Source organism: Arthrobacter sp. Z5-13, assembly GCF_056499105.1.
The window spans coordinates 1,973,166-1,986,371 of the sequence record NZ_CP096460.1; the positions used below are offsets into that span (position 1 = coordinate 1,973,166).

General features: G+C 62.1%; 13 protein-coding genes. 11 read left to right on the forward strand and 2 right to left on the reverse strand.

Translation table 11 applies throughout. From position 1 onward, the window contains the following. The first annotated feature begins 28 nt into the window (after positions 1–28). The 10 genes from alaS (at position 29) to nusB (ending at position 10,465) form a co-directional block, all read left to right on the forward strand. The gene (gene alaS / locus M1E02_RS09395; protein ID WP_479377767.1) at positions 29–2,707 is read left to right on the forward strand and encodes an alanine--tRNA ligase; all 2,679 of its coding nucleotides are present in this window, start codon (positions 29–31) and stop codon (positions 2,705–2,707) included. A 9-nt stretch (positions 2,708–2,716) separates the two neighbouring features. Beyond that, complete coding sequence (gene ruvX / locus M1E02_RS09400) at positions 2,717–3,316, forward strand: Holliday junction resolvase RuvX (protein WP_479377768.1); 600 nt, start codon at positions 2,717–2,719, stop codon at positions 3,314–3,316. Next, positions 3,313–5,028, forward strand: a complete 1,716-nt coding sequence (gene mltG / locus M1E02_RS09405; protein ID WP_479377769.1) for an endolytic transglycosylase MltG — start codon at positions 3,313–3,315, stop codon at positions 5,026–5,028. Before ruvX ends, mltG begins: the two co-directional genes overlap by 4 nt. Then, positions 5,025–5,885, forward strand: coding sequence for a shikimate dehydrogenase (locus tag M1E02_RS09410; RefSeq protein WP_479378117.1), 861 nt, complete (start codon positions 5,025–5,027; stop codon positions 5,883–5,885). The genes mltG and M1E02_RS09410 overlap by 4 nt, the downstream gene beginning before the upstream one ends. A 26-nt stretch (positions 5,886–5,911) precedes the next feature. After that, entirely contained in the window at positions 5,912–7,111 is a 1,200-nt protein-coding gene (gene aroC / locus M1E02_RS09415) for a chorismate synthase (protein WP_479377770.1), read from the forward strand. Between the two features lie 59 nt (positions 7,112–7,170). Then, on the forward strand, positions 7,171–7,740 hold the full coding sequence (locus M1E02_RS09420) for a shikimate kinase (protein ID WP_479377771.1): 570 nt from the start codon (positions 7,171–7,173) through the stop codon (positions 7,738–7,740). Then, positions 7,737–8,828, forward strand: a complete 1,092-nt coding sequence (aroB, locus tag M1E02_RS09425; RefSeq protein ID WP_479377772.1) for a 3-dehydroquinate synthase — start codon at positions 7,737–7,739, stop codon at positions 8,826–8,828. Before M1E02_RS09420 ends, aroB begins: the two co-directional genes overlap by 4 nt. Further along, complete coding sequence (locus tag M1E02_RS09430) at positions 8,828–9,346, forward strand: tetratricopeptide repeat protein (RefSeq protein WP_479377773.1); 519 nt, start codon at positions 8,828–8,830, stop codon at positions 9,344–9,346. Before aroB ends, M1E02_RS09430 begins: the two co-directional genes overlap by 1 nt. Positions 9,347–9,491: 145 nt before the next feature. Then, complete coding sequence (efp, locus tag M1E02_RS09435) at positions 9,492–10,055, forward strand: elongation factor P (protein WP_461165154.1); 564 nt, start codon at positions 9,492–9,494, stop codon at positions 10,053–10,055. After that, entirely contained in the window at positions 10,055–10,465 is a 411-nt protein-coding gene (nusB, locus tag M1E02_RS09440; protein WP_309107122.1) for a transcription antitermination factor NusB, read from the forward strand. The genes efp and nusB overlap by 1 nt, the downstream gene beginning before the upstream one ends. Before the next feature lie 60 nt (positions 10,466–10,525). On the opposite strand, the gene M1E02_RS09445 is transcribed toward nusB, so the two are convergent. Further along, positions 10,526–11,338, reverse strand: coding sequence for an SDR family oxidoreductase (locus M1E02_RS09445; RefSeq protein WP_479377774.1), 813 nt, complete (start codon positions 11,336–11,338; stop codon positions 10,526–10,528). Between the two features lie 126 nt (positions 11,339–11,464). On the opposite strand from M1E02_RS09445, the gene M1E02_RS09450 reads away from it, so the two are divergent. Further along, the gene (locus M1E02_RS09450) at positions 11,465–11,896 is read left to right on the forward strand and encodes a protein-tyrosine phosphatase family protein (RefSeq protein ID WP_479377775.1); all 432 of its coding nucleotides are present in this window, start codon (positions 11,465–11,467) and stop codon (positions 11,894–11,896) included. Positions 11,897–11,923: 27 nt separating this feature from the next. On the opposite strand, the gene M1E02_RS09455 is transcribed toward M1E02_RS09450, so the two are convergent. Then, the gene (locus M1E02_RS09455) at positions 11,924–13,189 is read right to left on the reverse strand and encodes a PrsW family intramembrane metalloprotease (RefSeq protein WP_479377776.1); all 1,266 of its coding nucleotides are present in this window, start codon (positions 13,187–13,189) and stop codon (positions 11,924–11,926) included. Positions 13,190–13,206 lie beyond the last annotated feature (17 nt).

Below are 13,206 nucleotides of genomic sequence, written 5' to 3' on the forward strand. Positions count from 1 at the left end.
TGAAGCAAGAAGGGTACGTAGAAAACTCATGAAGTCGCAGGAGATCACAAAGCGCTGGGTGGACTTTTTTGTCAGCAAAGGCCACACACCAGTTCCCTCCGCATCCCTGGTCTCCAGCGACCCCTCCCTGCTGTTTACAGTCGCAGGCATGGTGCCGTTTATTCCGTATCTGACGGCACGCGAAGAAGCCCCTTACGCCCGTGCCACGAGTGTCCAGAAATGCATCCGTACGGGCGACATCGAGGAAGTCGGCAAGACCGCGCGCCACGGGACGTTCTTCCAGATGTGCGGCAACTTCTCCTTCGGCAACTACTTCAAAGAGGACGCCATCAAATTCGCCTGGGAGCTGCTGACCACCAGCACCGACGACGGCGGGTACGGACTTCCCCCGGAACTGCTCTGGGTGACGGTGTACGAAGAAGACGATGAGGCCAAGGACCTGTGGCTGAAGAACACCGGCGTCCCGGCCAACCGCATCCAGCGGATGGGCAAGGCTGACAATTACTGGCACACAGGCCAGCCCGGCCCCGCCGGTCCCTGCTCGGAGATCTACTACGACCGCGGGCCCGATTACGGCGTCGAAGGCGGACCCATCGCCGACGAGAACCGCTATGTGGAAATCTGGAACCTTGTGTTCATGCAGTACCAGATCGACAACGTCCGCTCCAAGGATGACTTCGACATCGTGGGTGAACTGCCCAAGAAGAACATCGACACCGGCCTCGGCATGGAACGCCTCGCCATGATCCTGCAGGGTGTCGAAAACATGTACGAGACTGACCAGGTCCGTCCTGTCATCGACAAGGCAGCCCAGCTGTCCGGCAAGGAATACACCTCGGCTGAGACGGCCGACGATCCTCACCACACCGATGACGTCCGTATGCGGGTAGTGGGCGACCACATCAGGTCAGCCCTGATGCTGATTGCCGACGGCGTCACCCCCTCCAATGAGGGACGCGGCTACGTTCTGCGCCGTCTGATCCGCCGCGCCGTCCGCTCCATGAGGCTGCTGGGCGTCGAAAAAGCCTGCCTGCCTGACCTGCTGCCGGAATCGCGTGACGCGATGAAGGGCGTCTACCCGATCGTGGAGACGGACTTCGAGCGGATCAGCCGGATTGCCTACGCCGAAGAGAAGGCGTTCCTGCGCACCATCGCGTCCGGCACCGCCCGCCTGGAGGATGCGGTCAAGGATTCCAAGGCCGCAGGACGTCCACTCTCCGGAGCCGACGCCTTTGCCCTCCATGACACCTACGGTTTCCCGATCGACCTCACCCTTGAAATGGCAGAAGAGGCCGGCCTGAAGGTTGACGAGCCTGAGTTCCGCAAGCTCATGCTCGAGCAGCGTCAGCGGGCCCAGGCCGATGCCAAGGGCAAGAAGGGCGGCCACGCCGACCTCAGCGCCTTCCAGGAGCTGTTGGCTCAAGGCGAGACCGTCTTCACCGGTTACACCGAACTCGACGGCGAGTCCCGGGTCCGAGGTATCCTCTCCAACGGTGCCAAGGTGTCACAGGCCTCCACCGGCGACGAGATCGATCTGGTGCTGGGCGAGACGCCCTTCTACGCTGAGGCCGGCGGACAGGCTGCTGATACCGGACTTATCACCGGCGACGGATTCGTCGTCGAGGTGCTGGATGTCCAGCGTCCCCTCAAGGGGCTCAGTGTGCACAAGGCCATCGTCCGTGAAGGGGAAATCAGCTCTGACGCCCTCGTCCGGGCCGCCGTGGACCGGGAGCGGCGCCATGCCGCGGAGCAGGCCCACACCGGAACGCACATCGTCCATGCGGCACTGCACCAGATCCTCGGCCCGCAAGCAGTCCAGCGCGGTTCCTACAACAAGGCCGGCTACCTCCGCTTTGACTTTGCCTGGGGCGAAGGCCTCAGCACCGCCACGCGCTCCGAGATTGAGGAAGTCTCAAACATCGCCATCCGGAACAACTTCCAGGTGGAGACCAAGGTCATGCCGCTGGCAGAAGCCAAGGCTTTGGGCGCCATGGCGCTCTTCGGTGAGAACTACGGCAGCGAAGTCCGTGTTGTGGAGATCGACGGCGCCTGGTCCCGTGAGCTTTGTGGTGGAACCCACGTTCCCAATACCTCCCTCATCGGCAGCCTGTCGTTGCTGGGCGAGCAGTCGGTGGGTTCAGGAAACCGGCGCGTAGAAGCCTTTGTGGGCATGGAGGCTTTCCGGCACCTGGCGGCGGAGCGCGCCCTCGTGACCGAGCTGACCGAAATGCTCAAGGTCCCGTCCGGGTTGCTGACGGACCGTATTGCCAGCACTCTGGCCAAGCTCAAGGCCGCCGAGAAAGAGCTTGAGAAGCTTCGTAAGGAGCAATTGACGGCAGCGGCTGCCCAGCTGATCGGAACGGCCCAGGATGCAGCCGGAATCAAGGTTATCGCCCACGACGCCGGCCACGTCAGTGGCGCCGACGATCTCCGGGGTCTGGCACTGGACCTGCGCACGCGCCTCGGTTCAGCGGCTTCGGCAGTTGCCGTTGCCGGCGTCAGCAACGATCGCCCCATCATTCTGATCGCCACCAATGAGGCAGCCCGCGAGGCCGGAGTGAAGGCTGGAGCCCTGGTGCGCCTCGCTGCAGGAATTCTCGGTGGTGGCGGTGGCGGCAAGGACGACGTCGCCCAGGGCGGTGGCAATGACGCCGGTAAGGTCCAGGCTGCTCTGACCGCCGTCGTGGACGCCATCACACGGCGGTAGCGGCTGCCAATGGATCACGAAGCAGAGGGCACCGGCTACCCCCGCGGCCTCAAGCTGGGGGTGGACGTCGGCACAGTTCGTGTCGGCGTGGCTGTCTGCGACCGTGACGGGATACTGGCCACACCGCTGAGGACCCTGGCACGGAATGCCAAGAAGAACATTGACGTCAGGATTCTCGCCGGTCTAGCTGCAGAATTGGGAGCAGTGCAGATTTTCGTGGGGCTGCCCCGGACGCTCAAGGGGGAGGAACATGCCTCTGCGCGCATGGCAGAAGACTATGCGCACCTCTTGGTAGAGGCTCTGGAAGGTGTCGGATTCGAGGTCCCGGTGTGCCTGATTGACGAGCGACTCAGCACGGTCACGGCGCACCGCAACCTTCACGCGGCTGGCATGAGCAGCCGTAACCACCGTAAAGTGGTTGATCAGGTTGCGGCGGCAGGTATTCTGCAGCACGCAATTGACATGCAAAAGGCCAGGGGAACGGACGTCGGAAGCCGAGTTTATGCGGTTTCCCGTGCGGGGCAATCCGGGGACACCACAGCGGGGGACGCTGAGAGGACCGTTCCTGGAGAAAACGAGCAATCTTCAGAACATGGAAGGCTACAGTGAGCCCGGTCGATCGTGACGAGTCCTCAGGTGATGCTTTCAGTGACCTGGGACGCCCCCTGACCCGTAAGGAACTGCGAGCCCGCGAGAAGCTGCTGGCAACCCAGAGCCAGGACGCCGTGCCGCCTCAGGCGTACGTGGAGGATCCTCCCGGCAGGGAGTTGCCCGAGGTACCTTCTCCGCCGGTAGAAAGTCCACAGGTTCCCGCAGCACCGCCTGAGCCGCCGTCAGTGCAGGACGAGCCCATCCACCAGGAGCCGGAGCCCGCCTTCCACGAGCCGGAGCCCGTCTTTCACGAGCCGGAGCGCGTCTTTCACGAGCCGGTACCGGGCCACGATGAGCCGCTTCACCATGAGGACCGTCATGAGCTGGTGACCGTCGGAGAATTGCCGGCGACACACAACGGACCCCATTCCCCACACTTGTCCGAGCCCTTGCCTGATCATGGTGATCACGGGTACCACGAGTTCGACGACCATCTTGAGGCCGGTACACACCATGTCCACCACGACGTACTCGATGCGCACGGGCATCTGGATGAACACGGCCATCACCTGGACCAGCACGGCCACCCGCTGGACGAGCATGGGCATCCGCTGGACGAGCATGGCCACACGCTGTTCGCTGATGCCCCGATCGTGAAGAAGGGCCCGTCAAAGAAAGTCCGCAGACGCCGTCGCTTTCTCGCCCTGCTGCTCACGCTTGCCGTCTTCGTCACCGCGCTGGTGGTCGGTGCGCAGTTCCTGAAGCCGCTGCTGGGAATGGACAAGGTAGCGGACTACCCGGGGCCAGGCACCGGCCAGGTGAGCATTACGGTGCAGCCCGGTGAGGGTGTACGGTCCGTAGCTACGAGGCTCGAGAGTGAGAAGGTGGTAGCCAACGCAGACACTTTCGCCGCAGCCTTTGCTGCCGACGGCGGGACGCTCAGCCCCGGTGACTTTGTCTTCCGCCAGGAAATGACGAGCACCGATGCGGTGGCCATCCTGGTGGGCAAGGACCAAGGCAAGGTGATGTACTTCGCCTTGAGCGCCGGACTGCGGGTTGATGAATCACTTGCCGCCATTGCCAAGGGATCCGGAATACCTGAGCCCGAACTGAAGGCGCTTAGTGATTCCCCTGCCCAATTCGGCATCAGCGCCAAGGCAAAGAACCTGGAAGGTTTCCTGGCGCCCGGTGAATACCGGTTCCCGCTTGGCACAGCCGCCAAGGACATTGTGCAGAAGCTTGTCTCCACTACTGTTGACGAGTTGAAGGCGCAGGGTGTCACCGAGCCCGACAAGCAGTACGACGTCGTAACAGTAGCGAGCATCGTCCAGGCTGAAGGCGGGCAAGCGGAGTACGGAGACGTTGCAGGCGCTATTTATAACCGCCTGAAACCGAACAATACAGAGACCAACGGACTCATTCAGTCCGACGCGACGGTCACCTATGGGCTCGGCATCAAGAGCTTCCACATCAGCGAAGAGCAGAAGGCTGACAAGTCGAATCTGTACAACACCTACGCCAACGTCGGCTTGCCAGTGGGGCCAATCGGCTCACCGGGAAAAACCGCCATTGACGCTGCTGCCAAGCCCAAGACGAATGACTATCTGTACTGGGTGACCATCAACCTGGACACCAAGGAAACCAAGTTCTCGAAGACCTTGGCCGAGCACAGCGTCTATGTTGAGCAGTACAACGAATGGTGTTCTGCCAATCCGGGCCGCTGCGTATGAGCCACCGGGCTGCAGTCCTGGGACACCCGATTTCGCACTCCAAGTCTCCGGCACTACATCGGGCGGCCTACGCCCTGCTGGGCGAGGACATTTCGTATTCGGCCATTGATGTCACCGAGGACACGCTTCCAGCCTTTATGGCTGCCGTCCGTTCCGAAACCGGCTGGCGGGGTCTTTCAGTGACTATGCCGTTGAAATCAGCCATGCTGCACGAATTGGATGAGGTTCGCGGAATCGCCCAAATCCTCAAGGTTGTAAACACCGTGGTGTTCGAAGCTGACGGGCCAGGGGTCCGGAGAGTCGGCTACAACACCGATGTGGCCGGCATCGTCAATGCTGTCCGTCACGCCGGCAGCCCTCCTGTACCGTCAGCCGTAATCCTGGGTGGGGGTGGGACAGCTGCTGCCGCCGTCGCGGCGTTGAAAGACCTCGGTGCAACCTCGGCCGATGTCTTTGTCCGTGATGTGAACCGTGGAGCTGAGGTCAAGGCAGCCTCAGAGGGCGTTGGCCTGGACATCCGGGTGCTTCTCTTTTCCGAGGCCGGATCCGCTGCGGCCGCCGCCGACGTCGTTATTTCCACTTTGCCTCCCCGCGGCGCCGATGCGTTGGCAGATGAGCTAAGCGAAAGCGGGCTAGCGCTTGATGGGGTCCTGCTGGACGTTGCGTATGATCCCTGGCCCAGCCGGATTGCCTCTGCGTGGCAGAACGCCGGAGGCCGGGTGGTCCCGGGACTTGAGATGTTGATCTATCAGGCGGCCGAACAAGTGCGGTTATTCACCGGCCGCGGCGCCGATGTCAATGAGAAAGTCATAGATGTGATGTGTGACTCAGTCGGGGCACCCCGACGGGTGTTGTAACCGCCATACGTGGCAGGATGGAAGATATGTTGCGTTGGTTGACAGCCGGTGAATCCCATGGTCCGGCCTTGGTCGGAATTATTGAAGGCGTTCCCGCAGGTGTTGAACTCACCAGCGGTCAGATCGCCGACTCCTTGGCACGCCGCCGCCTTGGTTATGGCCGGGGTGCCCGGATGAAGTTCGAGCAGGATGCCGTGACCATCCTCGGTGGAGTCCGGCACGGGCTGACCCAGGGCGGGCCCGTCGCCATCCAGGTCGGAAATACCGAGTGGCCCAAGTGGGAACAGATCATGTCCGCTGATCCCGTCGACGCCGAGCTGTTGGCTGATCAGGCCCGCAACGCACCGTTGACCAGGCCGCGCCCGGGTCACGCCGACTTTACCGGCATGCAGAAATACGGCTTCGATGAGGCGCGCCCGGTACTGGAACGCGCCAGCGCCCGTGAAACCGCTACCCGTGTTGCCCTCGGCACGGTCGCCTCGCAATACCTCAAGCAACTCGGCATCGAACTCGTGAGCCACACTGTTGCCATCGCCAGCGTCTCAGTTCCCGAAGGCAGGCCCTTGCCGCTTCCGGTCAACGTTGTTGCACTCGACGCGGACCCTCTTCGCTGCTTTGACCGCGAAACCTCCGATGCCATGGTGGCCGAGGTGGATGCTGCCCACAAGGAAGGCGAAACCCTCGGCGGCGTGGTCGAAGTCCTCGCCTACGGGCTCCCGCCCGGACTCGGCAGCTATGTCCACTGGGACCGCCGGCTTGATTCCCGCCTCGCGGCGGCACTCATGGGCATCCAGGCAATTAAGGGTGTGGAAGTGGGCGACGGTTTCCTGACCGCAGCCCGCCGCGGCTCGGCTGCCCACGATGAAATCGTCAGGGATTCCGACGGAAAAATCATCCGCACAAGCAACCGTGCAGGCGGGATCGAAGGCGGCATGAGCATTGGCGACGTGCTCCGGGTCCGTGCTGGAATGAAGCCCATTGCCACGGTGCCGCGGGCACTCAAGACCATTGACGTCAGCACCGGCGAGGCTGCGAAGGCCCACCACCAGCGTTCAGACGTCTGCGCTGTTCCTGCTGCCGGGGTGGTGGCTGAAGCAATGGTGGCCTTGGTTCTGGCCGAGGCCGTCGCGGAGAAGTTTGGCGGAGACTCCGTGGCTGAAACTGCACGCAACATCAAGGGTTACCTGGAAAACATCCCGGCGGCCCTGGATACGATCGGCCAGTAGTGCCGGTCGGTCAGGGAGCCCGGCCGGGTATTTCCGGGCCCGTCGCGTTGATCGGGCCGATGGCTGTCGGAAAGACAGCAATCGGCCAACAGCTCGCGAAGCAGCTGCGTGCGCCTTTTGTTGACACCGATGCCCTGATTGTTGAGAGTCACGGCTCCATTGCCGATATTTTCGCTGGCCGCGGCGAGCGCGCTTTCCGGGAGATCGAAGCCCGAACGGTAGCCAGGGTCATCGAGGAAGCCGCCGGCACCTCCACCGTTATCTCACTGGGCGGGGGAGCGGTGCTGGATTCCGGCACCCAGCAGTTGTTGGCCCGCTGCACGGTGGTGTACCTGGAATGCGATCCGGAAACGGTCGCGGAACGTATCGCCAGGAATTCCGGCCGCCCCCTGTTGGCCGGCGATGCGATGAGCCGTTGGATGGAACTTTTTACCACCAGGCGCCCGGTCTATGAACGGCTGGCCAATCTGGTGTTTGACGTGCGGCACGGCTCAGTTTCCGAGCTGGGGCGCCGGCTGGAGGAAGCATTGCGTGAGTTCCCCGAAGGGGCGGCAGCAATTGCGAAGGAAACGGCCGCGGCACCCGCTGTACCCGAAAACGTAGCCGTGAAAGAGGAAGTTGAGCAGTGAGTAACGAATCAACCGTCATCAAAGTCACCGGCCAGTCCGCCGGAGAGAACTACGACGTCGTTGTGGGCCGAGGCCTGCTGGGGCAACTCCCCGCGGTGCTGGGGGAGCGGGTAAAGAGGGTTCTCGTTATCCATCCGCGGGCTCTCCGGCTGACCGGCGACACCGTCCGTGATGAACTGGCTGCTGCCGGGTTCACAGCGCTCACCGCAGAAATTCCGGATGCCGAAGAAGGTAAGCACATCCAGGTTGCCGCCTTCTGCTGGCAGGTCCTGGGTCAGAACGACTTCACCCGTTCCGACGCCATCGTTGCTGTTGGTGGCGGAGCCGTGACCGATCTTGCCGGATTCGTGGCCGCTACCTGGCTGCGGGGCGTCAAGGTTGTGCACATGCCCACCAGCCTCCTCGGCATGGTGGATGCCTCCGTCGGCGGTAAGACAGGCATCAACACCGCTGAGGGGAAGAACCTGGTGGGAGCCTTCCACCCGCCTGCCGCCGTCCTGGTGGACCTTGACACCTTAAGCACCCTGCCCAAAAACGAGATGATCTCCGGAATGGCCGAGGTCATCAAATGCGGTTTCATCGCAGATCCAACCATCCTTGACCTGGTGGAGAAGGACCCGGAGGCAGTCACTGATCCGGAGTCGGCAGTGCTCCGTGAACTCATTGAGCGGGCCATCACAGTCAAGGCCAAAGTCGTCTCAGAGGACCTCAAGGAATCCGGATCCAGGGAGTTCCTCAATTACGGGCACACACTCGGCCATGCCATTGAACTCGTAGAGCGGTACTCCTGGCGGCATGGGGCAGCCGTCTCGGTCGGAATGATGTTCGCCGCGGAACTGTCCCGGAGCGTAGGGCGGCTTAGTGACGCGGAAGCCGACAGGCACCGCAGCATCCTGGATACCCTTGGCCTGCCGGTCACCTACCGTCGTGACAGGTGGCAAGGGCTGTTGGACGGCATGCGACGGGACAAGAAATCCCGCGGTGACCTTTTGCGCTTTGTGGTGCTCGACGGCGTCGGGCGTCCTGGAATCCTGGAGGTCCCTGATACCTCCCTGTTGTTTGCCGCCTACCAGGAGATTGCCTCCTGATGTATTCGGTAACTGAATCAACCAGCGAATGGCCGGACGCAGGATTTCCCGGGATCAAGATTAATCCGGACACTCTCACTCCCCACATCGTTGACGAGGAACTTTGCCTGGCCGCGCTGGCTGCGTCCACTGATCCTTCGGACAGGATATTTGTGCTCCTGGCCCAAGGCCATCCCGCAGATGCAGCAGAATTGCTGGCCGAAGCACGTTGCAAGGATCCGGAATCCTTCCGCCTGCGGACGTTCGAGGCTGAGGTGTTGCGTGTTTCCAACCGTTTCGACCGCTCGGTTGAACTGTATAAGCAGCTGCTGGCAGAGGTGCAAGGCACGCCTCGGGAAGCAGTGGTCCTGCAGCATCTGGGACGTGCCTACTACGCCGCAGGCAACACTGCTTCGGCAGTGGACGCCTTCGCCAAGGCACTGGACCTTCGCGTGGCGGAAGCAGCCGACGCTGCGCTGATCTACAGCTCCACAGTGGCATTGCAGCGCGCGCGGAACGTCCTTGAAATGGCCTGCTAAAGGAGCCAGAACCCGGCGGGTCCGCTGTACCGGTAGAATGGTCTTTGGATTTTTGATAAATACGCGCTGGCAGGCCGTTTGGCGTGCCTGCCTGGCATAAGCGGCTGGCAGCCAGAACCAGTCACAGAGAAACCAGAGGAAATCAGTGGCAACCACTAACGACATCAAGAACGGCACCGTCCTGAAGCTGGAGGGCCAGCTCTGGAACATCATCGAGTTCCAGCACGTAAAGCCCGGTAAGGGCGGCGCGTTCGTCCGCACCAAGATGCGGAACGTTATGTCCGGCAAGGTTGTTGACAAGACCTTCAACGCCGGGCTCAAAATCGAAACAGCCACAGTGGACCGCCGGGACTACCAGTACCTGTACCAGGACGGCCCTGACTTTGTGTTCATGGACACACAGGATTACGACCAGATCACCGTAACCGGTGCAACGGTGGGGGACGCCACCAATTTCATGCTGGAAAACCAGATGGTCAACATCGCCATCCATGAAGGCACCCCGCTCTACATCGAGCTTCCCCCGAGCGTTGTGCTTGAGATCACCTACACGGAGCCGGGCCTGCAGGGCGACCGCTCCTCAGCCGGCACCAAGCCGGCCACCCTGGAAACCGGTTACGAGATCCAGGTTCCGCTCTTCGTGGAGAACAACACCAAGGTCAAGGTCGACACCCGTGACGGTAGCTACCTTGGCCGGGTCAACGACTAGTGAGTGCACGCGGTAAAGCCCGGAACAGGGCACTTGATGTACTTTTCGAGGCGGAGCAGCGTTCCGTTTCGGCGTTCGACGTCCTGAGGTCACGACGCGAAAAGACTGACCAGATCGTCAATCCGTACACGCTGGAAATCGTTGAGGGCGTGGTTTCACACCAGAGCGCCATCGATGAGTTCCTGGAAACTTATTCCCAGGGCTGGACCCTCGAGCGGATGCCCTCGGTGGATCGGATCATTCTGCGGATCGGCACCTGGGAACTGCTCTATAACGACGACGTCCCTGACGGTGTTGCTGTCAGCGAAGCCGTGGCGTTGGCTAAGACTCTTTCGACTGATGAATCGCCGTCGTTCATCAACGGCCTTTTGGGCCGGCTCCAGCAGCTGAAGCCCTCGCTGCTGGCTTAGCCTGCTGCACCTCCGGATAGCCCCGACCAGGTAGTGATCCTGGCCGGGGCTCTTCTGTCTCTAACGCCGGACCAGCCACTCCGCCCAGGTTGTGGAGCCGAGCCGCCCCTGGGGGCAGGTCTGAGGTCCTCCGGCCCGGACCGCAATAGCCGGCAGGGGAAACTCAACAATCCTGCTTTCGATATTGCGCGCTGCCTGATACTGCCGGGCAATTTCCCCTTGTGTCAGTACCTCCGGTCCCGCGAAGCACGGCAGGTCCTGGCCCGGCCCCGCCGCCACAGTCTCAACGACGTAGTGGGCGAATTCCGCTGAATCCCCGGGCTGCATTTCCAGGTTCGAGGCAACCGGCCAGAGCCGTTTCTTCCCCGTGTGATGCTTTGTCGCCATGTGATCGTGAAGCCGCTCTACGAGCCAGTAAAAGGGAGTGGTTGCAAGGATGGTCCAGGGGAGCGGTGAACTCCTGACCAGATTCTCCGCCTGCGCCTTCCTCCGGAGATAGGGAATTTTCGACTCCTGGACGCCGACTATCGAGATGAGCAGAAAATGCTCAACACCTGCACTCTTTGCCTCACGCAGGAGACGGCGTGTCCCCTCCACGTCTACGTCCCCGGGACTGCGCACGAAGTCACCCGGCAGAAAATAACCCCTTTGTGCTGCCGGGGACATGGTTGCAGCATGAACGATGGTGCGCACTCCCGAGACTGCCTGGCGCACACCCTCACCGGTGGCAAGGTCGCCCCGGATATTCATGACGTCCGGGTTGGTCCCCAGGCCTCGGGACAGCACCCGCACTCGATCATTCCGTTCCAGGAGGAGCCGTACTACCTCCGAGCCGAGATGGCCGGAACCGCCGGTAACAAGAACGTCCTCCACGATTCTTACCCTTTCCGTGCGTTTGGTCCGCTCCTTCAAATGTAGGTCCTCGGCCCGTGGGTACAAGGTCTCCCCGCCGGCTCATTTGCTCCTGATGAGCCCATTGCGCTGATCTACGATGGAGTGATGTTCGAGCCGTGGGACCCGCAAGCCCCAGGCGTCCTGGTGCTGCCGAGTGGACGCTCCATCAGGGGCCGATCCGTACGGGCGCAGCTGCCGGAAGGACAGCTTCCCGAGCTGGGCCTCTACCTCCTCGGTAAGGAACCAGCCCCCCTGCCTTGGACCACACGCTGGCTGCCATGGCGGGATTTCGGGTTGCCCGCTGATAAATGCGCCGCCCGCCGCTCCTTTGAGGAGGTCTGGGCCGAGGCAGCCACGGTCCGTGTCGAGATCGGCTGTTCCGGAGGGCGGGGAAGGACGGGCACCGCCCTTGCCTGCCTCGCGGTATTGGACGGGGTTCCGCCTGAAGACGCCGTCGCTTACGTGCGGAGGCACTACGATCACCGAGCCGTCGAGACGCCGTGGCAGCGCTTCTACGTGGCGCGTTTTAGGCGCTAACTGCTTTCATTCACTGCTGCTGCGCACTCAGCCTGTGACTGCAGCCCGCAAAGCGACGATGTCGCGCAGCTGGCGGAGCTCATCATGCTGATGGCCCTGCACATCACGCCCGCTGAGGATCCGTTGGCGAGTGAACGCCAATTGCGTTGCGGCCCGCAGGAAGGCCTTCATCTGGCGCCCCCGGCCAAAACTCTTCGCCCAGCGGATGGCCGACCGGCGCCCGCTGGCCGTCGCCAGCATGGCTACTTCCGGAGGGGTGAACCATCCGGTGGCCGCATACTCCAGCAGGCGCTGGCGCGTCAGGCGGTTCTCGGCAACCCGGAGCAGGATCACGACGACGACGGCCAACACGAAGATGGGCACCTGGACGAAGATGTACTGCGCGATGAAGTTCTGCCCCATGCTGTTCCACTGACTGTGCAGGATCATCGCCGGGATGAGCCCAAGGACAAAGCCCAGAACCGACAACCCGTGGTGCCAGCGGCGGGCCGCGAGCCCCATGATGAGGCCCGTAGCCCCGGTGAAAATCGCGTGGGCGAAGGGAGACATGACGCCGCGGAGGAAGAAGACCCGGGCAAGGTCGCTGCCGGGGTCGCTGGACTCAGCGATTGCCCGGCCAAAGTAGAGGATGTTTTCCGTGAAAGCAAAGCCGCCTGCAATGGTGAAAGCGAACACGATGCCGTCCACGGGACCATCAAAATGCTTCCGCGCCAGCAAGAGAATCAGGAGTAATCCGAGGGACTTCGCGAACTCTTCCACCACAGGGGCCCTGACTGTCGTCGCGAATGTCAGGAAGTCCATTCCCGCTGGTGGAGGGGCAATCAGCGGAAAATAGGGCTGGATCAGCAATGTGACGGAAATGGAGCCGATCGCACCCCACACAAACGCGAAGATCAGCAGCCGCTTGGGCTCAGGTTCCCAGCGGTCTATGACTGAGACTGCCAGCAGGACGGCCCCCAGCGGAAGCAGGGAAGCCACAAACCCGATGACGAACCCTGCGATGCCTGTATTGCCCACCAGGAAGGGGAGGACCAGGAACAGGCCCATGAAGGCCACCGCTGCGCCACCGAGCACAAGTCCCAGAACCCCTGCCGAGGCACGACTCCTGGACTTAACAGGCAACGCCGGGGGAATGACCGGACTGAACGCACCAGCAGGGTTGGCCGGTGCCTGGCGGTAATTCTGCGGCTGGATCCTTCCCATCCACGTTGGGTTCGTTTCTGCCCTGAATTGAACCTGGTGTGCATGCGGATTTCGGCCGGACGGATCCTGCCAGGGATGATTGCTGGTCATGGACAAAAGCCTAGGGG